The organism is Zobellia barbeyronii (assembly GCF_018603515.1).
In the GTDB taxonomy this organism is placed as follows: Bacteria; Bacteroidota; Bacteroidia; order Flavobacteriales; family Flavobacteriaceae; genus Zobellia; species Zobellia barbeyronii.
This window is the reverse complement of the sequence record NZ_JACATN010000001.1, coordinates 619045-641649: the sequence shown is the minus strand read 5'-3', so window position 1 is coordinate 641649 and position 22605 is coordinate 619045. Positions and strand designations below refer to the sequence as shown.

Here is a 22605-nt window from a genome sequence, read left to right as displayed (position 1 = left end):
AAAGCATCTGCCAACCGCTTACCTTTTAAGGTACCTCGATCTCGTTAACAATCTTATTAATGATTTCTTCGGAAGTAATATTTTCAGCTTCAGCCTCATATGTAATACCTATTCTATGGCGTAATACATCATGAACTATAGCTCTTACATCTTCAGGAACAACGTAACCTCGTCTCTTAATGAAGGCATAACATTTTGCTGCGATGCCTAGGTTAATACTACCCCTTGGCGACGCACCAAAGCTAATTAGTGGCTTTAACTCTTCAAGGTTATATTTCTCAGGGTAACGAGTGGCAAAAACGATGTCAAGAATGTATTTCTCTATCTTTTCGTCCATATATACCTCACGAACAGCCTTCTGTGCACTTAATATTTGCTCTATACTTACTACCGCATTCACAGTTTCGTAAGATCCTGCTAGATTTTGGCGCATTATTAATTGCTCTTCGTTCAATTTAGGATAGTCAATAACGGTCTTTAGCATAAAACGGTCAACCTGCGCTTCTGGTAACGGGTACGTTCCTTCTTGCTCAACTGGGTTTTGCGTTGCCATTACCAAAAACGGCTTATCTAGAACAAAAGTTTCATCACCAATGGTTACTTGCTTTTCCTGCATGGCCTCCAAAAGAGCTGATTGCACTTTGGCCGGAGCACGGTTAATCTCATCTGCAAGCACGAAATTGGCGAAAATTGGACCTTTCTTTATAGAAAAGTCATTCTCTTTCATGTTGTAGATTAAAGTACCGGTAACATCCGCAGGTAAAAGGTCAGGAGTAAACTGAATTCTACTAAAGCTTCCTTTTACGGCTTTAGACAGTGTGTTAATGGCCAATGTTTTTGCTAGACCAGGTACACCTTCTAGTAAAATGTGACCTTGACCAAGTAAACCAATGAGTAATCTTTCAACCATATGTCTTTGGCCGACGATTACTTTGTTCATTTCCAATATCAATAGGTCGATAAAAGCACTCTCTCGTGCAATTTTCTCGTTAACCGCATTAATATCTACCGTAGTATTTTCTTCCATATATCGTTACAAATTTTGGTTTGGGCCCACTCTTTTTTAACAGACATGCAAATTGAAAATTTATTAGCTGCTTCGCTGTTAACGATTGGTTAAAAAAAATAGAGAACCCCTCTTTTTATGAAGTTTTTAAGGGATTTCTTTTTAATTTAACGGCTCTATGCAAAAGAACACTTTTTATTCCAGAGTTATAGCAGGAACTATGACTTGGGGCAGTTGGGGAAAAGGTTTTTCCAAATCTAGTATAACTGAACTGATGAGCCACTGCGTGGATGAGGGCATTACTACCTTTGATCACGCTGATATTTATGGGGGTTACACCACGGAAGAAGATTTTGGGAATGCGTTTAAAGACAGTAATATTTCTCGTGAATCTGTTCAGTTTATTTCTAAATGTGGTATTCAAATGGCTGCCGAAGCTAGAAAAAACCATGTAAAACATTATAACTACGATACAGATTACATCATTTGGTCTGCTGAACAATCGCTCAAAAAACTCAAAACTGAATATTTAGATATGCTTTTGTTGCATAGGCCTAGCCCATTAATGAAGCCAGATGCTATAGCAGAGGCAATAACTAAGTTGAAAGATCAAGGTAAAATTAAAAGCTTTGGAGTTTCTAACTTTTTACCCTCCCAAATTGCGCTTATAGAGACTGTTATAGCCATTGAAGGTAATCAAGTGGAATTTTCCTTGACCCAGAATGGAGTAATGAACGATGGCACGTTAGACGATGCATTGGCAAACAAGAGAATGGCAATGTCCTATAGTCCGCTTGGATCTTATTTTAGGAAAGATGATGAGGTTTCACAACGTATAAAAAAAGCTATCAAGCCTATGTTAGAGAAATATGAAGCTACTGAAGATCAATTACTGTTAGCTTGGGCAATGAAGCACCCTTCTGGGATATTTCCGGTTGTAGGTACAGCTACCAAATCACGTTTGTCCGCAGCGATGGACGCAACAAAAATAGAAATAGAACAAACCGATTGGTTTATTTTATTAGAAGCAGCTAACGGCCAGGAGGTTGCGTAAATATAAAGTTATGAGTAAGACGGTTTTAATAACAGGAGCAACTAGTGGAATTGGTCGTGCAACGGCTATTCTTTTTGCTGTTCAGGGCTTTAAATTAGTGCTCTGTGGAAGAAGACAGGAGCGCCTTGATGCGCTTCAATCTGAGTTGAGTAAACAATGCGAAGTTCACACCCTAAATTTTGACGTGCGGGATAAAGATGCCGTATTTAAAGAGATAGGTTCTTTACCTGAAAATTTCGCTCAGATAGATGTTTTAATCAATAATGCCGGTAATGCACATGGTCTAGATCCTATTGATAAGGGTAGTGTAGATGATTGGGATGCTATGCTGGATATTAATGTGAAGGGTTTACTTTATGTTTCCAAAGCGATAATACCTAATATGGTTGAGAAAAAGTCCGGTCACATTATAAATATTGGGTCAACAGCCGGTAAAGAGGTTTATCCTAACGGAAATGTGTATTGCGCGAGTAAACATGCTGTTGATGCACTGACTAAAGGAATGCGAATGGACCTTAACCCTTATGGGATTAAGGTGGGCGGTATTAATCCTGGTGCTGTAGAAACCGAGTTTAGTAATGTACGGTTTAAAGGGGATGATAGTAAAGCTGATTCAGTCTACGATGGATTTGAACCGTTAAAGCCAGAAGATCTTGCCGAAATTATTCACTTTGTAGTAACGAGACCTTATCATGTAAATATTGCCGATTTAATAGTTATGCCAACTGCACAAGCCTCTGCAACATTATTGAATAGGTCGTTATGATTAATAAACGCCTTCTTGTAAAAAACCTGTTAGCTCATAATGACGAGAATAGTTTTTATGATAAGAAGCGTTTTATAACCATTGGAGAAAAAGAAGGTAAAGCCAAATTTCTAAAGCATGTTTGTGCCTTGGCCAATAGTAATCCTCAAAATAATTCTTTCATTGTTATTGGGGTAGAGGATGAGGACAATAAAATAGTAGGAGTAGATTTTTTTGATGATAGTAAGATTCAAAACTTGGTCAATGCCTATTTAGATAACCCACCTTTAATCTCATACGAAAACATACCATTTCCTAATTTGCGAGAAGGTAAAGTTGTAGGATTGGTTACTATAAGGTCTAGCGAAAAGGTGTGCGCCCTTCGTAAAAATATCTGGAAGTATTACGGCGGTATGGTTTTCTTTAGAGAAGGAAGTATTAGTATGCCAAAAGCTTACGGTGTAGAGCTTCAGGATATAAATTCTGAGACTGTTGCTACCATAGAACAACATGCTCGTAATAATATTGAACTTACATTAGACGGTGTAATCGATTTTATCAATAACCGACACAAAAACTTAAATAGCGATTATAAAGTTTTCAAAGAGCAATTTGTGGTCTGCTGGGCGGGAAACAAGAAAAAGGTTAAGGATAATATCTTTTTTTCTAGAGTAGATATTGAGTTGATTAATGAGCAGGTGAAGCTTTTTTATTCGGCTTTAGATGAAATCAGTATTTCTTATGATGAGCATTCTTTCACGATGATAGAATACGTTCAGTTGGGCCTAGGCTCTAAGCAAAGGTATTTTCAGTTGGAAAAAGTAGTCATTAATTTTTTTGATAATGGGACTTATAAAATAGAAAGTGACCTAATTTTTGAACCACCTAGGTACAGTAAGAAAAATCTATTACATATTTGGAATGCCAACAACGCTCTTTTGGATAAAATCCAGAAGGGTGTAGATATAAAATCGTCCGAAAAAGTAGATTTAAAATATTTACCCGACAGCTATTTAATTTGTTACCTAAACGGCTTTGAAGAAGCCAAAGAACAGATGGAAATGGCCCGCGGCGTATTAAGAGATAACTACCCAAAAATATATTTAGGCATAAAGGAATCCCTACGAATTATAAGAAAAGTAAGGTACAATTAACAAAGTTGCTTAATTGTTAAATACAGCATCATGATCTGGTAAGGAAGGAATTGCTCCGTAACCAGTAGTCGTAATTGCTCCTGCTCTATTAGCAATCGTAACCATATCAATCAATTGGTCATAATTTTTTAGAATAAGGTGTGGATCCCCAATGTTAGCTATTTGATATAATAAACAACCAATAAAAGCATCACCAGCTCCCGTAGTATCTACTGGAGCAACTTGTATACTCTTTACAGTCGTTTTTTTGTTTAATGTACTGACCAGCGTACCTTCGCTACCTAAGGTAACACAAATGATAGGGCAACCTAGTTCGTGCACAATATTACAGGCCTTTTCAATATCCTGTTCTCCTGTAATAAGTTGAATTTCCTCATTACTAAACTTGCATAAATGGGATTTTCCAATGAACTTCAAACTCTTTTTAATAAAGCATTCTTCCTCTCCTCTCCAAAGATCTTCTCTAAAGTTGGGGTCAAAGCTGATAAAAGCATCTTGTGTTATGGCATCAAATATATAACGGTCATAAGCTTCTTCTAATCCACCGCCTAAAAACCCTGTTGCAGCACCAAAATGTACGATGTTGCCTTTCAGCTGTTTTTTTAGTTTAGAATCATATTTCAATTTTTTATCCGCACCTCTACTGAATACAAAATCGCGTTCGCCATCTTCTGCCAATGACACAAATGCCATAGTGGTGAAGGTTTTGGAGCGTTGTGCAAGTGATATATCAACTCTGTTATCCTTAAGAACATTCAATAAAAATGTCCCGAAAGGATCATTTCCTACGGCACCTATAAACTGACCTTTACCGCCTAATTTGGAAATAGCACAAGCCACATTAGCAGGTGCGCCACCGGCCTTTTTAGTAAATTCTTTAGCTTTAGAAAGGTCGTTACCTTGCTTGATGGCAACAAAATCTATAAGTAACTCTCCTATGCAGTATATGGTTTTCATTGTTTGGATATAATTGTTAGCTCTAAAGTAATCAAAATTGAATGCTTCGCAAGTATATTAAAGTATACGCGAAATTATGTTATTTATTCCATCAATTATAAAATGCCTTCTCCCTTCTTTGCCCATTTTCCAGAAATCCACTACCTTATTAAAAAATTTAAACGCCTTTAGAAATGGACCTATTCAACGAAATAAAAAAGAAACTAAGTCATGAGTTTATTGACATTATTGAATGGCTAGACAATACCAATGGAACTATTGTGCATCGTTTTGAACGGTATCAAAATGAAATAAAGAATAATGCGAAGCTGATAGTACGAGAAGGGCAAACCGCGGTTTTTATTAATGAAGGTCAATTAGCGGATGTTTTTAAGGCAGGCACGTACACTTTAAATACACAAAACCTTCCTATCCTTACTACGTTAAAAGGATGGAAGTATGGATTTGATAGTCCATTCAAGGCTGAGGTTTATTTTGTGAACACCCATTTATTTACGGATGAGAAATGGGGAACTAAAAATCCTGTGATTTTAAGTGATGAGCGTTTTGGATTAGTAGAGATACGCGCTTTTGGTACCTATAGTTTTAGAATAAATGACCCAGGAAAGTTTGTTGTAGATGTAGTAGGTACCGATGGTAATTTTACTAATTATGAAGTAAACGAACATCTTAAAAGTTTAATAGTTACACGTTTTACGGATACGGTTGGTGAGGCAAATCTCCCAATTGAACTGTATGCTGCAAATACAAGTGAGCTTTCGGAAACGTGCACCGAGGTAATGCAACCAGAATTTGGAAGAGTAGGTATAGAGTTGGAGCGTTTTTATATCGAAAACGTATCAATGCCTGAAGAACTCAAAAAAGAAATTTTTGAATACAGTAGGCTGGACAAGTTGGATATGGTAAAACTTTCGCAATTTAAAGCGGCCAAAGCAATGGAAGCTGCCGCTAAAAATGAAGGAGGTACTGCAGGTGCTGGCATGGGCATGGGCATGGGTTTTGTGCTTGCGCAGCAAATGGGTAATATGATGAATCCCCAAGGCGGTCAACAGCCTTTTGGAGGTCAAGCGCCATCTGCTGGCGGGCCACCACCAATGCCGGTTCAAGTGCAATATTACTATTCGGCAAGCGGTAAACAGAACGGACCGGTTCCTTTCGATAAATTAAAAGAACTTTTTGCCAGCAGGACCATTAATCGCGATTCTTTAGTTTGGAAACAAGGAATGCAAAATTGGATAGCCTTAAAAGAGGTAGAAGAATTAAAATCCTTTTTAGGAGGAAACACACCACCACCATTACCAATCTAATTTTTAAATCGTTTTTGTCTCGTGATGAATACACTTTGTGTAGAAATTGAGATACGCTGATTAATGGAAGAAGAAACAAAACAATCTGAACATAAAAAGGCATGTGCTAATTGTGGTGCGGAGTTAAAATTCAAACCAGGTTCACATCAACTTAAATGTGAATATTGTGGTTACGAAGAATTTATAGAACAGGCCAAAAGCAGTTTTGAGGAGCTGGAGCTTCAGCACTATCTTAAAGTGGTGGGCGAGAATGTGTATACAGAAACTATTGACATTCTGCATTGCAAGAATTGTGGTGCGAACCAGCATGTGGGAGAAAATTATAAATCGCTGGATTGTATCTATTGTAGTGAGCCCTTAATTCTTGAAGATGTTGAAAGAGAGGGGTGGATCGTACCCGGGGCGCTCGTTCCCTTTCAAATTGATGCGCAAAAGGCCAAAGCCACTTTCAAAACATGGGTGGGTGGAATTTGGTTTGCACCTAATAAATTGAAAAGGGCTGCTCTTGATCCTGAGGGTTTGCACGGATTATACCTTCCCTATTGGACCTTTGATGCTAATTTAAATGCGAAGTATAAAGGGCAAAGAGGTGACTATTATTACGAAACAGAACGGGTACGCACAAAAAACGGTACACAGACGCGTCAAGTTAGGAAAACACGGTGGTCATCTACATCAGGTGTAGTAAATGGTTTTGTAGATGATATTCTTATTAATGCATCCGAAAAGAAACGCAGAGATATTCCTGCTAAGATTGCATTTTGGAATGTGAAGGAGTTGGTTCCTTTCAACTCAAAATATTTATCGGGCTTTGTAACTGAAAAATATACCGTTTCTTTAAAAGAGGGGCATCACTCTTCATTTCAAAAAGCCAAGCAAGTAGCCAATGGCTGGATTAGAAAGGATATTGGGGGAGATACCCAAAGAATTTCTCAGGCAGATATTAAACTAGCGGATGAAACTTTCAAGCATATTTTGCTTCCAGTATATATTAGTTCTTATCGGTATAATAATAAAGAATACAACTTCTACATTAATGGACAAACAGGTGAGTTGAGCGGTACAAGACCGTATTCTTTTTGGAAAATATTCTTTTTGGTACTTTTTATCATTGCTATCCTTGGGATAATTGCGATTTTTGCACAATGAGAACATTGGTAATAGGTGATATCCATTCTGGTTTAGAGGGATTGAAACAGGTACTTGAAAGAGGACAAGTAACCACAGAAGACCAGCTTATTTTTTTAGGCGATTATGTAGATGGTTGGAGTCAGGCAGTTGAAACCATTGACTTCTTGATTGCATTAAAGAGTAGACACAATTGCAGGTTTATTAGGGGAAACCATGATGAGCTTTGCTTAGAGTGGTTGCGAGACGGCAAAGATAATCCGCTTTGGTTGCAACACGGTGGTGGTGCTACATTGGCTTCTTATGAAAATGCAGACAAAAAAACAAAAGAGAATCATATCCACTTTTATGAAAGTCTTGAAAATTACTACTTAGATACTGAGAAAAGGTTGTTTTTACATGCCGGGTTTACCAATCTAAAAGGTGTGGAGCATGAATATTTTAAGCAAACTTTTTATTGGGACCGTACACTGTGGGAATTGGCAAGGTCTTTAAATCCAGACCTCGAAACAAATGATGCACATTACCCAAAGCGATTAACGCATTACAAGGAGGTTTTTATTGGTCATACGCCTATTTCAAAAACAGGTATTGCTGTACCTAAGTTAGCAGCCAATGTGTGGAATGTAGATACAGGAGCGGCATTTAAAGGGCCACTTTCTATGTTAGACGTTGATACAAAGAAGGTTTGGCAGAGTGACCCAGTAAACACATTGTACCCAAACGAACCGGGTAGAAATTGAAAAAAGCCATTTTATTTTTATATTTTCACTAGATAATTAACGATCTTTACAAAAAACAGGAATATGTCCCAAAAGAACATCAGATTAGAGGTAATGCAGGCTATTGAGCCGCAGGTGGATGGATTTATGGATTCTTTTTTAATTAAACCAGAGGACATCTGGCAACCAACTGATTTTTTACCTGATTCAGAAAGTGATGGTTTTTTAGAAGCGGTAAAAGAACTTAGGGGAGAAGCAAAAGAATTAGGTTACGATTTTTGGGTAACCATGGTAGCGGATACTATTACAGAAGAAGCTTTGCCAACTTACGAATCTTGGCTTATGGACGTTGAGGGAATTGACCAACACGGACCAAACAAGACAAACGGATGGTCTAAATGGGTTAGAGCATGGACTGCCGAGGAAAATCGTCATGGAGATGTACTAAATAAATATTTGTATTTATCTGGAAGGGTAAATATGCGTGAAATAGAAATTACTACTCAGCACTTAATATCAGATGGTTTTGATATTGGTACGGATAGAGATCCTTATAAAAACTTTGTATACACTTCATTTCAAGAATTGGCTACCAATATTTCTCATAAGAGAGTTGGCCAAATGGCAAAGAAGAAAGGAAATGTTTTATTGGGTAAAATGTGTACAATTATTGCTGGTGATGAAATGCGTCACCACCTGGCATATAGAGAATTTGTGAAAACAATTTTTGGTGAAGACCCATCTGGTATGATGTTGGCCTTTGCAGATATGATGAAGAAGAAAATTGTTATGCCAGCGCACTTTTTAAGAGAGTCTGGTGGAACTATTGGTACTGCTTTTGAGAACTTTTCTAACTGTGCACAACGCTTAGGTGTTTATACAGCACAGGATTATGTAGAAATTCTTAGAAAACTAAATGCTTATTGGGAATTGGACAACGTAAGAAGTCTTTCTGATGAAGCAGAAAAAGCACGTGATTATCTAATTAAGCTTCCTGCTAGATTAGAGCGTATTTCTGAGAGAATGAAATTCCCAGAAGATGACTATAAATTTAAATGGGTAGATGCCAACGGTATGGTGTAAGCTAAAATCCTTTTAAGCATTTAATAAAACTAAAAAAATCCGGTTCATTTATGAACCGGATTTTTTTTGCTTAAGTAGGTAAATTCTTTTTTATAGGTCAAGTAGCGGACTTGGGATTCGTTACTTGTTTCGGTTAAGTTCAAGAGTAGATTTGGGATCAAGACTATCACTTAATTACACTGTAAACTTACGGTGGTTTTATTGTTCATCTAAATTATTGTTGTGAACTCATCCAACTCTGTTGTGAAAAATATAAGGTGTTCAATTTAGTCGATGAACAGCATATGTCCACAAAAAAACCCTCCGTTGAGGGAGGGTTTGTAAGAATAGCAAAAGTTGAAAATTATAACTTTCCGTGGTCATGTTCATCTTGCCATTTGGCAAGTTCGGCCCATTTGCCTTCGTAGCACATTTTAGATTGCATTGGCCACGATGCAGGATCGTGAATTTTATAACGGTCGCCTCCGCCTTTTAGAACTTCTTGACATTTAGCTACTGAGGTTTCCGATAAAGCTTTCCAGGTTTTAACACCTGCTGCTTGAAAGAGACCTTCAATTTTAGGGCCTATACCTTCAACAACCTTTAGATCATTTTCTTTTACGGTCTTGCCAATCGCTAATTTCGCCGCCGCAGCGTCAAACGGAATAGCAACAGGCTCAGGAGCCATTGCTATAGGTGCCGCTACTGCTGCTGCCGTTGCTCCTAATGAGGAAGAAACACTTGGTGTTTCGGGCATTGTTAACAGTTTTTGATTGCAAGCCTCAAGATCGGCCTTCAATTTAGAATTCTTATCGTGGCAACGTTTTAAATCCTCTGAGTTGTCTATTACTTTAGTGCTTCCTTTGCCAATAAGATAGCCTAGAATACCACAAATTACACCTACAAGAAGAGGGATTAACCAGCACCAAATGTTTATATTTCCTGATTCCATTTTAATTCAATTTTAGTTTGTTGATTATTTAATAGTAATTACGGTCCTTCTATTCTTGGCCCTACCCTCATCAGTAGCATTACTGGCAATTGGGTCTTTGGGTCCTTTAGAGTCTGTTTTTATTTTTTTATCTGCAATACCGTTCTGCATCAGATATGCTTTTGCAAAATCGGCTCTTTCTTGTCCAAGTCTCATATTGGTTTTTCTGCTACCTTGACTATCGGTATAACCTACTACTTGACATTTTGCGTTTTCCAGTTTATCAAGATAATGAGTTATATCCGCTATTTTCTGACGTTGAGCTGCAGAAGGGTTTATAGAGGCTTCTGCAGTATCGAAGTATAGAATTAGAGGGTCTCCTGTAATTTTGTCGTAAAGAGCCTTTAATTGGTCTTCAGCATCAGCAGAAGCTTCTTCTATAGCATAGCCTACAGGGCCACGGTATATGTTTTTGTCCGGAACCATGTCATCAACCAATTTTCCGCTAGTATTAATTTGCGAAGATGGAATTTCCTGTGAAACAAAATAGTTCTTTACAGAATTTGCTCTAGCAAGACCTAAATTAGGAAAGGCTGAATTATTTTCTTCATCACTGGTATAATATCCGGTGATGTTAAAAACCTTGTTTTCGTTGTTGGTTAAATGATTTTTTAGACCAGGTAATATTCCTTTTCTAACGTTTTCTGAAACAGGTTCCAGATAATTAGATGAAGACGTGTTAAAGTTAAAATTGTCTTCTGTGGAATAGGCAAAATCACCGTCACCCAAAGCAAAAGGGTAGGATGTAATTTTAGGTGCAACCGGTGCCGGAGCAACCTGTTCTTTTGGATCTTCTTTTTGTGTAACTGCCGTTCCGCAATAACTACAACAAGAAAAATAAAAATAGGTTCCTACTATAATGGTAATGATAATACCAAGTAGGTAAAGGGTGGTGTTTTTCATTGTTAATGGGTTAAGTGTTTAGACTACAATGTATTAAAAAAAACATAACTAGTACTAAATCTACTAAATTAATAAGTAAAGTACTACAATTATATTTTTAGGTTTAAACGCTGTAATTATATTAAAGTTGTGTTAAAGGAGTATATCAATTTTCTAACCCTTATAAAGTAAAATTGTATAGTACTTGTAATGAGAGAGTTAGTTACTTGGGGCTGAAAATTAGTGGTTATTCCCTCTAGAAGTCTATTGGGTTGATATTTAGCTATTAAGGCTGAAAAAAATATTTTGGTGTAATGCCGATTATACATGAAAACGGACTAGTTATGTGAAAATACGATGGGCTTACACATAATCGTTTTTTGTCTTAACCGAAGTTGAATACATTTATAAAACTAAACTGAGAACCCTAAAAAGACATGAGTTATGAAAACTGAAATACTAAAGGTAGTCACCTTTTTATGCATGTTTATTGTCTTGGGCATGCAGACGCTACTTCAAGGAAGTTGGAGGGTTAATGAGACAGAATCTATAAGAGGAGATCATAGTAATTAATTTAATCTCCGTTACTAAAAGTAATAGTAATACGTTCTTTAAATAGTTATTTGAGTTAGTGTTTTAAAAACCCGCCAATTTTTCGTTTGTCTATTCGGGGGAAGGACAAGTGATTAAAGGCGGGTTTTCAAATTTAAAAAATTCTTAAGTCTTATAGGTCAAATTTTATACCTTGAGCTAAAGGAAGTTCTGTTGTGTAGTTTATGGTATTGGTTTGTCTGCGCATATATACTTTCCATGCATCTGAACCAGATTCACGACCGCCGCCGGTTTCTTTCTCACCACCAAAAGCTCCGCCAATTTCTGCGCCTGATGTTCCTATGTTTACATTGGCAATACCACAATCACTTCCTGCAACGGATAAAAAATGTTCTGCTTCTCTAAGGTTGTTGGTCATTATGGCCGAAGACAGTCCTTGTGCCACTCCATTTTGTGCTTCAATAGCATTTTCAACAGTTCCTGAATATTTTAAAAGATAAAGTACAGGTGCAAAAGTTTCATGCTGCACGATTTTATAATCTGCCTTAGCTTCTGCTATAGCAGGTTTTACGTAGCAACCACTTTCATAGCCTTCGCCTTCTAGAACACCTCCTTCTATAATTATTTTTCCGCCTTCATCCACAACTTTCGTAAGTGCGGTGTTATAAGAAGCTACGGCATCAGTATCTATTAAAGGACCAACATGATTGTTTTCATCTAAAGGATTACCAATTCTAAGTTGTTTGTACGCCTCCACTATGGCTGTTTTGACTTTATCATAAATGCTATCGTGAATAATTACCCTTCGGGTAGAAGTACAACGTTGCCCTGCTGTACCAACCGCACCAAAAACAGCGCCTATAACCGTCATTTTTATATCTGCATCTGGAGTTACAATAATGGCGTTGTTACCACCAAGTTCCAGTAAAGATTTACCTAACCTAGCAGCTACGGTCTGTGCTACATTTTTCCCCATACGTGTGGATCCAGTAGCTGATATCAAAGGAATACGACTATCTGAAGTCATTATTTCACCAATTTTGTAATCACCATTGATCAAACACGAAATACCTTCTGGTAAATTGTTGGCTTTAAAAACTTCCGCAGCAATGTTTTGGCAGGCAACACCACAAAGAGGTGTTTTTTCAGATGGTTTCCAAACACAGACATCGCCACAAATCCAAGCCAGCGCAGTATTCCATGCCCAAACGGCTACAGGAAAGTTAAAAGCAGATATAATACCAACTACTCCTAAAGAATGGTATTGTTCGTACATACGGTGACCAGGTCTTTCCGAATGCATAGTGAGACCGTGCAATTGTCTTGATAAACCTACTGCAAAATCGCAGATGTCTATCATTTCTTGAACCTCGCCCAAGCCTTCTTGGTAGCTTTTTCCCATTTCATAGGAAACCAGTTTGCCTAAAGCTTCTTTTTTCTCTCTTAATTTTTCTCCAAATTGGCGTACAATCTCACCACGTAGAGGGGCAGGCTTGGTTCGCCAAGTTTTGAAGGCCGCCGTTGCTGATTGCATTACCTTTTCATAATCCTCTTTTGTAGTAGCTTTTACTTTTGCAATTAATTCTCCGTCTACAGGTGAGTAGGATGAAATAATTTCACCAGAAATAAAATTTGAAGATCCTGTTGAGGTTCCGTTATTTATATCTTGAATCCCCAAATCTTTTAGAGCTTTATCAATACCGAATTGCGATGCTACTTTTGACATTTTATAACTTTTTTAGTGTGTATTGTTATATTTTTTATAAAGATACTTTTTCTAAACCAGAAAAAAGAGGTTTTGCCAGATGCATTAATTTGCAGTGGGTTCTTTAATATTGATATAATTTCTGTAATTGTGGTTAGCTAAATAAAATAAGGGCAATAGTAATTAATGCAGGCACTGTCTGTATGTAGAGTATTTTCTTTTCAACAGAAAAGGCACCGTATATTCCTGCTATTGAAACGCACCCTAGAAAGAAGAGGGCAACGTTGTCTTGCCATACAACATCAGTAATAAAGAGTGACCAGATAAGACCTGCCGCAAGAAAACCATTATAAAGTCCTTGGTTTGCTGCCATTGGTTTGGTAGGCTCAAAAAGTTCAGGAGGAAACTTGCTAAATACTTTTCTGCCCTTGGTAGTCCATGCGAACATCTCAAAATATAAAATATAAAGGTGTAAAAAAGCGATAAAACCAATCAGTATTTTTTGTAGCATGTTCTTTATAATTTAAGGTTCTGTAGAAGAGTAGGCTTAAGCCGCTATTATACTTTGTTATCGAAAGTTACGGTAAAATGTGTTCCACTTTCAGTTGAGTTATAAGTTAATTCAGCTGAAATTTGTCTACAGAGCGCTTTTACAATATCAAATCCTATTCCTTCTGCATTTTCAATGGCAAAACCTTCAGGCAGTCCTTTTCCGTTATCCTTAATTGAGAATGCCGCCATTCCATCATCCAGCACATCAACATCAATAATAAGCTCATTATACTTGGTAGTATCCGGGTAAGCGTGCTTTACGGCATTCGTTACCAGTTCTGAAATGATAAGGGCAAGAGGTACGGCGCGATCCAGGTCTATAGATATTTCTGGGCAGTTTATTTTATAACTAAAGGTTGGCGATATTTTATTTTGATACTCCATTAGATCCTTCAGGTATGCATGGAGATTTACCGCCTTTGAATCTTTGTCTTGATATATTTTTTGATGTGTAAGCGCTATGGCAGATATTCTTGCCTGGCTGTCCTGTAGTGCGGTAATAGCTTCTTTACTAACCAACTTCCGCTTCTGCATATTAATTAGGCTAGACGTAATCTGGAGGTTGTTCTTTACCCTATGATGTATTTCTCTTAAAAGATTTTCTTTCTGTTTGTTTGATTCCTCAAGTTCGGCCGTTCGCAGTAATACGCGAGCTTCAAGGCGGTCATTATGATTATCCCTTCTTCTGGCAAGCAAGATTAATAAACAGGTTGTGGCTAAACCTAAAATCAATACTACATAAGATTCAAAAATATGGGGAAAAGATAGATACTCGGATTTCGGCACAAAATGAACATCCCATTTCCGATCTACGGCATTAATGGTCCTTTCAATAGCAGTTTTATAGAATTTTTTATCGTTTATTTTACTTTCATCAACATTTGAAAAAAGAAGCGCATCATCCGTGGAATCATGAATACAAATGTCAAAGACCTTAACTTCTGATTTTAAGGTTTCTGATATGAGCTTATCCATACGATAGACTCCCACAACAATTCCTTTGCTCTCTGTGGATTTTAAATCACTTACTGACTTTATTGCTAGAATGCCCTTAGCATAATTATTGGCTGCCAGTAAGGTTATTGGTCCGGTAATAGCTGGTTTGTTTGTTTTAATAGACTGGAGAATTACATCTCTTTTAATGCTATCGGAGTATAAGTTATACCCTAATACGGTTCTGAAAGGCTCTAATGGATTTAGAACTCTTACTGGGTAATATATATCCCTTTTTTTCGAAGGAATAAGATTGTATTGAGAATTAGCCTCTTTAATTGAAGTAATTTTCTCAAACTTATCTTTTTCCGAGTCTTCAATTTTCGGTGCCCACGCAAGTACTTTTATGCCGTTAAGTTCTTTTAAAAAGGGGTCAGTAAACCGTTCAAATAGATGTTGGGGGATAAAATTTTTGTTTTCGTAAAAAAATGCCATTGACTCAACAACTAAATTTATTTTGTTGAGTTCATCTTCTAGTTTTATTACAGATTTATTAACTGCGTTGTCTATCGTCGCTTTATTTCTAAGGAGATATCTAGTGTTAATGGAAAAGAAGATAAACAAAGAAATACTGCTTCCTACAACTAGTATAGCTAAGTATTTTAGAATTTGTTGTTTGGTCATAAGTGGTTAATGTGGGGACATCTGTAGAAACCGGCTAGGTTGGGGCTATTTCCAAAGAACGGTAATTTTTGTTTTACTAATTAAATAATCTTTAATCACTGCTAACAAATCTTGGGTCTACGGGCATAACTGTGCCGCAATTATCACAGGTGCGCAGGTCTTTAGAACCATAAAAATGTTTGAAATGCTTTAAAAAGTCAATTTCAATATCATTTAGGGTAAAATAAGCTTCGTAAAGTTTATTATTGCAATTGTCACAAAACCAAAGTAGCCCATCATCTACGTTCATATCGGATCGTTTACGCTCAATAACTAAGCCTATACTGCCTTCATGACGAACGGGTGAGTGTGGTATTTTGGCTGGATGTAAATACATATCACCTGGACCAAGTGTCATTGTTTTTTTTTGCCCGTCTTCTTGTATATGAATTTCTATGTTCCCTTCTAGTTGATAGAAAAGTTCTTCGGTTTCATTATAGTGGTAATCCTTTCTGGCATTGGGCCCGGCAACTACCATAACAATATAGTCTCCGGCATCTTTGTAAAGGTTTTTATTGCCAACGGGAGGTTTAAGGGTGTGCCTGTTTTCTTCTATCCAGTTATTGAGATTAAAAGGAGCTTTAATGGACATATATTGACTTTAGAACCAAAACCTCTTGCTCATGTTTGTACATGTGCAAAAGGAGGTCATTTCATCTCAAAGCTATGAAAAAGTATGTTGTATTACTAGTATGTGTTGTATATAGTGGATTTCAACACCTAAAAATTAACGAAAAAATATTTGAGTAAAATACAATTTTCCGTTACTATCTTTCTTTACGCTTACCGCAGTATGGGTAAATTCACCCTCCATGGTTCTTTTATGACTGCTACTATTTAACCATCCAGAAAGGGCTTCAGAAACAGTAGAATAATCTTTTGCTACATTTTCGGCAACGAATTCAGCAGCTTCTACAGCAGATATTTCAGATGCACGTGAACTAAAATTATCGTGGTTCAATGCGCCTTTAGAAATCATGTAATCGGTGTGTTTATTGGCATGTAGATAAGCCACGGAGCTAAATTCCAGTGAATTTACTCCAATAGATAGCCGGTGTCCATTAACGGCTTCAAGAAGTTCTTTTTCTACAATTTCAGCATTTTCTTTCTCGATTATATCTGCAGCCTCAACGGACTCTTTACTACAAGAGGCCAAAGTGCATACAAATAAAACGAGTGCAATATAGTGCGTTCTCATTTTCATACAAAGTTCTATTTGTAAGTAGGCGTGTTCTTAAAAAGTAGGAGAGAAAAGTGGGGTGTTCTCGTGTTCAGCGAATTGATAAGGGGGTGTTATCGTGAGGCGAATATCTAAAATATATTGTTTACTCTGGTTGATTAGTTTCTGTTTTCGATGAAATACATCTTTCCAATAATTTAATATAAGTCTGTCCGTATCCTGATTTTTGGGATTTTAGAGTGAATAATACAATAATCAATTTATTTTTTTATACTGAAAACAGGGCTTTTATCTATCCATAATTCAAGGAAAACCGTGACGTACTCTACCTATTAACTGCTATTTTTGTGTAAAACAATCTTTTTATGAAGGTCAATTTTCTTTTTCGTTTTCTGATTCTTTTTGTTTTTTTATCGGCATGTACTTCCAAAAAAGAAGATGCTAGCCAGCAGGCAGATAACCTTAATCGTTTTCAAGATTACGTAGGTCAGGTTTCTCACGGAATTATTTCGGCCCAGAGTAGTGTAAGAGTGGTTCTGAATACGCCGGTTGAAGAATGGAATGCAGGCGATGAGCTAAATGAAGATTTCTTTAACGTATCTCCAAAAGTAGAGGGTAAAGTAGTAGCTCTTGATAACCGCACAATAGCTTTTGTTCCTTTAAATGGTTTTGAACAGAATACAGAATATCAATTCACTCTGAATCTAGATGATATTATAAGTGATTTGCCAGATGATTTAGGTGCATTGAACTTCAGTGTAAAAACTTTAGAACAGCAGTTCAATATTTATACAAATGCTCTGCAGTCGTATTCTAAGGAATTCCAGTACATCACCGGGCAGTTGCGCATGGCAGATGTTTTTCCTCTAGAAAAATCGGAGCAATTGGTTTCCGCAACCCAAAATGGGAAACCTATCCGGATTAAGTTCGATGCAGGAACAGAAAAAGGGACTCAGTTTTCTTTTAAAATAGATAGTATTCAGAGGTATGATGAAGATTCTAAACTAGAGGTTTCATGGGGCGGTAAGCAGTTTAATATTGAAAGTGAAGGTGCTGAAACCATTACCATACCTGGTAAAAATAACTTTACTGTATTGGATGCTACTGTAGAGACGGGAGAAAGTGCTGTTGTGTCCATTAATTTTTCAGACCCATTAAAGAAAGGTCAGAATTTTATGGGGCTGGTAGTATTGGAGCAAGACGATAACGTTAAGTATGCTGTAGACGGAAATACCTTAAAAGTATACCCTTCCAAAGATATTGATGGTACGGTAACACTAGAAGTTTATGAGGGTATAGAGAGTACGGACGGTAATAAATTGAAAACTAAGTTTATAGAGAGAATTGCTTTTGAAAAGCTTAAACCACAGGTGAGATTTCTTTCTAATGGTACAATTCTACCTTCTTCCAGTAATCTTAAAGTCAATTTTGAAACGGTAAGTTTAGCATCGGTAAAGATTTCTGTTTTTAAAATTTATGAGAATAATATTCTTCAGTTTTTACAAAACAGTAATTTAAACGGGCAAGGAGATTTACGGGCGGTAGCAAGACCTATTGCACGCAAGAAAATAACTTTAGATAATTTATCTAGTTCTAACGGAAAATGGGTGGCGCATGCGCTTGACCTTAAAACCCTTATTACGCCAGATGTTGGCGCTATTTATAGGGTTGAATTAGATTTTGGCCCTGAAGATAGCGCCTACGGTTGTGAAAGTTCCAATTTTGAGTCTGTAGCTGAAGATGAGGAAGATTTTGATGAAGAAAATGAGAATAGTTCTTGGGACAATGTAGAGAACTATTACTATGATGATTACTACTACGATTATAACTGGAACGAAAGAGAAAACCCTTGTGACAAATCCTATTACTATGATAAAAAAGTAGGGATGAATGTTCTGGCGTCAGATTTAGGTGTGACCGTCAAAAAGGGAGTTAATAAAAGTTACTTTGTTGCGGTAACGGATATTTTGAATACCAAGCCTGTTGCCGGAGCTAAGGTTACATTTTACAATTATCAACAACAGACGTTGGGGAGTGTGGTAACCGATATAGAGGGCATGGCTATATTTGATGCAGAAAAACCAGCTTATTTTGCAGTAGCAGAGAGCAATGGTCAAAAAACCTATGTAAAATTAAATGACGGTAACGCACTTTCCGTCAGTAAGTTCAAGGTATCTGGGGTAGAACTTCAAAAAGGACTTAAAGGCTTCATTTTTGGTGAAAGAGGAGTTTGGCGTCCCGGAGATGAAATTTTCCTTTCTTTTATGCTGAATGACAACGCACATAAACTACCGGAAAACCACCCCGTAAAATTAGAATTGTTGGACCCTTACAACAAAATTGTTCAACGTGAGATCAGAACAAACGGACTTAATAATTTTTATCAATTTAATCTAAAAACAGATGAAAATGCACCTACCGGAAATTGGTCGGCTAAAATTTCGGTTGGTGGAGCTACGTTTACAAAATCACTAAAAATTGAAACCATTAAGCCCAATCGTTTAAAAATCAAAACCGAGTTTGATGATGAAATTTTAAATGCAACTAAGCCCATTACCGGTATGATGGAAGTGAAGTGGTTGCATGGTGCAATTGCAAAAAATCTGAAAGCTGACATTACAGCAAAATTCAATGCATCTAATACTACATTCAGTAAATTTCCCGGTTATGTTTTTGATGACCCTACCAGAACTTTTTCGGTAGAGGACCAAGTAGTTTTTGATGGTAAAGTAGATGCAGAAGGCAAGACGCGCTTTAGCATGAACCCCCAGCTTATAAGCAAGGCGCCAGGAATACTAAAAGCAGCTTTTATAACCAAAGTATATGAAAATGGAGGTGATTTTAGTACGGATGTGTTTTCAAAAATATATTCGCCCTATAACACTTATGTAGGACTGACTGTTCCTAAAGGTGATAAAAATAGGGGAATGCTTTTAACGGACACACCTCATACTTTTGATGTGGTTACAGTAGATGAAAAGGGTAATCCTAAGGCCGCTAAAAATTTGAATGTAACTATTCATAAAGTAAGTTGGAGATGGTGGTGGGATACTTCTGCTGATAATTTATCTAATTATAGTAGTAGTCAATATCACGAGAAGGTCTTTGAAAAGATAATCAGCACCAATGCCAGCGGTAAAGCTAATTTTAAATTTGAATTAAAGTATCCTGAATGGGGTAGGTATTTAGTGCGTGTGGAAGACCCTAACGGAGGACATTCCACTGCAAAAACTATGTATATAGATTGGCCGGGCTGGGCAGGAAAATCTCGTAAAACGGACCCTTCTGCTGCTACTATGTTGGTGTTTTCAACAGATAAGGAAATCTATAATGTTGGTGAAAATGCTACAATAACTTTTCCTAGTTCTATAGGGAGCCGTGCTTTGGTTACCATAGAGAACGGTACGGAAGTTTTAAAAAGCCTTTGGGTAGATACGGCAAAAGATGAAACGAAATTTGAACTAGCTATGAGCGAGCTTTATGCGCCCAATATGTTTATTCACATTTCTTTGTTGCAGCCTCATGCCAATACTTTGAACGATAATCCCATTAGATTATATGGTGTTGTACCTGTTTCAGTAGAGAACCCAGCTACGAAAATCGAACCTATTATTACAATGCCCGAGGTATTACAGCCGGAAGAGACCATAACGGTTAAAGTTGGCGAGAAGACCAAGATGGCAATGACGTATAGCATTGCATTAGTAGACGAAGGTTTGTTGGACTTAACACGTTTTGTAACCCCAGACCCATGGGGTACTTTCTATGCTCACGAAGCGCTTGGTGTAAAAACTTGGGATGTGTTTGATGATGTTATTGGAGCTTTTGGCGGTAAGGTAAATCAAGTATTTGCTATTGGTGGTGATGGGGAATTAGCTGGAGCAAAAAATAAAAAGGCTAACCGTTTTGAGCCTATGGTAGTTCATTTGGGTCCATTTAGTCTGAAAGAAGGGGAAACCAAGTCACATGAAATTAAAATCCCCAAATACATTGGTTCTGTGCGAACCATGGTAGTAGCAGGCAATTCTCAAACCGAAGCTTATGGAATGGCAGAAAAGACCACTCCGGTACGCAAACCACTGATGGTTTTGGCTTCGTTGCCTAGAAAAATCACGCCTGGTGAAAAAGTGACTCTTCCGGTCACTGTATTTGCTATGGAAAAGAAAATAAAAAATGTCACTTTAAAATTGAAGTCGGACCCATCGTTTACTATTTCTGGAGACGCTACTCAAACGCTTATTTTTGACCAGCCTGATGAAAAAATGGCATATTTTGAATTGAAGGTAGCCGATTTTAAAGGAATAGGAAAAGTTATCGTTGAAGCTTCTGGTAATGGAGAAACGGCTTCTTTTGAAATTCCCATTGATGTGGTAAATCCTAATCCCGTTACATCAGAAATGCAAAAAGTAATCTTGGAGCCTAATTCCTCACAGACCATAAATTTGGAAACTTTTGGTATTATTGGAAGTAATTCAGCAGAAATTGAGTTGTCTACTTTACCGCCAATGAACTTTAATGGCCGCATGCAAAACCTGATTCGCTATCCGCACGGGTGTTTAGAACAGACTACGTCCGCAGCATTTCCGCAATTATATCTTTCGGATATTTTTGACTTAGACGGGAATAGGAAGAAAAGTATACAACAGAATGTGGTGCGTGCTATTAAACTTTTAGGCGGTTATCAAAATGCCACAGGAGGCTTTTCATATTGGCCGGGCCAAAACTATTCTAATGATTGGGGTACTTCGTATGCCGGACATTTTCTGTTAGAAGCCGAAAAGAAAGGATATGTGCTGCCAATTGGATTCAAGTCAAGTTGGTTGAAGTACCAGCAGAATAGTTCAAAACAATGGCGTTCGGATAATAATAGTTCGGATTTGGCGCAGGCATATCGGCTGTATACGTTGGCATTATCTGGTAATGCAGATGTGTCCAGTATGAACCGATTGAGAGAAACAAACGGTTTGTCTAATGAGGCGAAATTTCGTTTAGCTGCTTGTTATACCTTAATTGGTCAAAATAATGTGGCAAAGGATGTTCTGAGTACGGCTAAACTTGATTTTGAAAGCTCCAACTACGATTATTATACCTATGGTTCGTCAGATAGGAATAGGGCTATGGCTTTGGAATCCTATGTTTTATTGAAAGATAAAACTAAAGCCCAAGACTTGGCTAAAACCATTGCAGAACGTATTTCCGAATCTCGGTGGTTGAGCACTCAGACTACTGCTTATAGCTTAATAGCTATGGCCAAATTTGCTAATTTAGTTGGCGGTAAGGGTGTAAAAGCAACAGTAACGGTAAATGGCAGCTCCAAAAATGTAAGTACGCCAAAGACTTTGGTAACTCGTGAACTTGTAATAAAAAAAGGGGCCAATACTATAGAGTTGAAAAACAATGAAGCCAATACTTTGTTTGTTACTATTGTAAACCAAGGAATTTTGCCGGTAGGTGAAGAGAAAGCAATACAGCGAAATTTGGTTGCAAAAATAGGATTTAAAAGTCGCAATGGTTCTCAGTTAGATGTTTCGCAACTTGCACAAGGCACAGATTTCGTTGCTGAGGTTACTTTAACCAATACCACAAACAAAGAAATTAAGGATATAGCTCTCACCAAGATTTTTCCAAGTGGTTGGGAAATTGTAAACACCCGTTTTACGGATTTTGGAGAATTCTCAGACAATAAGGTAACGTATACAGATATTCGTGATGATCGAACTAGTTTTTATTTCGATATGAAGAAGAACGAAAGTAAAACGTTCAGAGTGCTAATGAATGCATCTTATTTAGGGCGTTATTATTTACCGGGCGTTCAGGCAGAAGCTATGTATGATAACGAATATATGGTGCGTACCAATGGCCAATGGGTAGAAGTGGTTCAGTAAAGTAGTTTTGATAGGTAAAATAAAAAAGACCCTTTTAAAGGGTCTTTTGGTGTTTAAAAATATGTGA

The 22605-nt window shown here is 37.3% G+C and carries 18 protein-coding genes; 9 read left to right on the top strand and 9 right to left on the bottom strand.

Features of this window, described 5'->3' with window-relative positions; genetic code table 11:
• Positions 1-25: 25 nt before the first annotated feature.
• Entirely contained in the window at positions 26-1027 is a 1002-nt protein-coding gene (locus HW347_RS02520) for an AAA family ATPase (protein WP_194551693.1), read from the bottom strand.
• A gap of 157 nt (positions 1028-1184) precedes the next feature.
• Here HW347_RS02520 and HW347_RS02515 point away from each other — a divergent pair, with 157 nt between their 5' ends.
• Genes HW347_RS02515 through HW347_RS02505 form a run of 3 tightly spaced genes read left to right on the top strand, consistent with a single transcriptional unit; the run spans position 1185 to position 3959 of the window.
• Positions 1185-2060 (top strand): aldo/keto reductase, encoded by an 876-nt coding sequence (locus HW347_RS02515; protein ID WP_214610375.1) that lies wholly within the window; start codon positions 1185-1187, stop codon positions 2058-2060.
• A gap of 10 nt (positions 2061-2070) precedes the next feature.
• Positions 2071-2826 carry an SDR family NAD(P)-dependent oxidoreductase gene (locus HW347_RS02510; RefSeq protein ID WP_214610374.1) on the top strand — a complete coding sequence of 252 codons (756 nt, stop codon included), beginning with the start codon at positions 2071-2073 and terminating at the stop codon, positions 2824-2826.
• Positions 2823-3959: an ATP-binding protein gene (locus HW347_RS02505; protein ID WP_214610373.1), complete on the top strand. Its 1137-nt coding sequence runs from the start codon at positions 2823-2825 to the stop codon at positions 3957-3959. The genes HW347_RS02510 and HW347_RS02505 overlap by 4 nt, the downstream gene beginning before the upstream one ends.
• 9 nt (positions 3960-3968) lie before the next feature.
• Here the strand turns inward: HW347_RS02505 and HW347_RS02500 are convergent, their stop codons facing one another.
• Positions 3969-4916 carry a carbohydrate kinase family protein gene (locus tag HW347_RS02500; protein ID WP_214610372.1) on the bottom strand — a complete coding sequence of 316 codons (948 nt, stop codon included), beginning with the start codon at positions 4914-4916 and terminating at the stop codon, positions 3969-3971.
• A gap of 173 nt (positions 4917-5089) precedes the next feature.
• On the opposite strand from HW347_RS02500, the gene HW347_RS02495 reads away from it, so the two are divergent.
• The 4 genes from HW347_RS02495 to HW347_RS02480 all read left to right on the top strand — a co-directional run bounded on the left by HW347_RS02495 (position 5090) and on the right by HW347_RS02480 (position 9156).
• Positions 5090-6223: an SPFH domain-containing protein gene (locus tag HW347_RS02495; protein ID WP_214610371.1), complete on the top strand. Its 1134-nt coding sequence runs from the start codon at positions 5090-5092 to the stop codon at positions 6221-6223.
• A 63-nt stretch (positions 6224-6286) separates the two neighbouring features.
• The gene (locus tag HW347_RS02490) at positions 6287-7372 is read left to right on the top strand and encodes a DNA helicase PriA (protein WP_214610370.1); all 1086 of its coding nucleotides are present in this window, start codon (positions 6287-6289) and stop codon (positions 7370-7372) included.
• The gene (locus HW347_RS02485; protein WP_214610369.1) at positions 7369-8094 is read left to right on the top strand and encodes a metallophosphoesterase family protein; all 726 of its coding nucleotides are present in this window, start codon (positions 7369-7371) and stop codon (positions 8092-8094) included. The genes HW347_RS02490 and HW347_RS02485 overlap by 4 nt, the downstream gene beginning before the upstream one ends.
• Before the next feature lie 63 nt (positions 8095-8157).
• Complete coding sequence (locus tag HW347_RS02480) at positions 8158-9156, top strand: acyl-ACP desaturase (RefSeq protein ID WP_214610368.1); 999 nt, start codon at positions 8158-8160, stop codon at positions 9154-9156.
• A gap of 343 nt (positions 9157-9499) precedes the next feature.
• Here HW347_RS02480 and HW347_RS02475 read toward each other — a convergent pair whose 3' ends face one another.
• A complete protein-coding gene (locus HW347_RS02475; protein ID WP_214610367.1) occupies positions 9500-10087 on the bottom strand; it encodes a hypothetical protein in 588 nt (195 codons plus the stop codon).
• 24 nt (positions 10088-10111) lie between these two features.
• Positions 10112-11029, bottom strand: a complete 918-nt coding sequence (locus HW347_RS02470; protein WP_214610366.1) for an OmpA family protein — start codon at positions 11027-11029, stop codon at positions 10112-10114.
• Positions 11030-11452: 423 nt separating this feature from the next.
• On the opposite strand from HW347_RS02470, the gene HW347_RS20735 reads away from it, so the two are divergent.
• Positions 11453-11581 carry a hypothetical protein gene (locus HW347_RS20735; RefSeq protein WP_262897676.1) on the top strand — a complete coding sequence of 43 codons (129 nt, stop codon included), beginning with the start codon at positions 11453-11455 and terminating at the stop codon, positions 11579-11581.
• A 151-nt stretch (positions 11582-11732) separates the two neighbouring features.
• Here HW347_RS20735 and amaB read toward each other — a convergent pair whose 3' ends face one another.
• The 5 genes from amaB to HW347_RS02445 form a co-directional block, all read right to left on the bottom strand.
• Positions 11733-13286 carry an L-piperidine-6-carboxylate dehydrogenase gene (gene amaB / locus HW347_RS02465; RefSeq protein WP_214610365.1) on the bottom strand — a complete coding sequence of 518 codons (1554 nt, stop codon included), beginning with the start codon at positions 13284-13286 and terminating at the stop codon, positions 11733-11735.
• Positions 13287-13419: 133 nt separating this feature from the next.
• Positions 13420-13776 (bottom strand): DUF1304 domain-containing protein, encoded by a 357-nt coding sequence (locus HW347_RS02460; protein ID WP_214610364.1) that lies wholly within the window; start codon positions 13774-13776, stop codon positions 13420-13422.
• A gap of 47 nt (positions 13777-13823) precedes the next feature.
• On the bottom strand, positions 13824-15434 hold the full coding sequence (locus tag HW347_RS02455) for a CHASE domain-containing protein (RefSeq protein WP_214610363.1): 1611 nt from the start codon (positions 15432-15434) through the stop codon (positions 13824-13826).
• 91 nt (positions 15435-15525) lie between these two features.
• The gene (locus tag HW347_RS02450) at positions 15526-16065 is read right to left on the bottom strand and encodes a 3-hydroxyanthranilate 3,4-dioxygenase (protein WP_214610362.1); all 540 of its coding nucleotides are present in this window, start codon (positions 16063-16065) and stop codon (positions 15526-15528) included.
• A gap of 135 nt (positions 16066-16200) precedes the next feature.
• The gene (locus tag HW347_RS02445; protein ID WP_214610361.1) at positions 16201-16677 is read right to left on the bottom strand and encodes a CAP domain-containing protein; all 477 of its coding nucleotides are present in this window, start codon (positions 16675-16677) and stop codon (positions 16201-16203) included.
• A 341-nt stretch (positions 16678-17018) separates the two neighbouring features.
• On the opposite strand from HW347_RS02445, the gene HW347_RS02440 reads away from it, so the two are divergent.
• Positions 17019-22538 (top strand): alpha-2-macroglobulin family protein, encoded by a 5520-nt coding sequence (locus HW347_RS02440; protein ID WP_214610360.1) that lies wholly within the window; start codon positions 17019-17021, stop codon positions 22536-22538.
• Positions 22539-22605 lie beyond the last annotated feature (67 nt).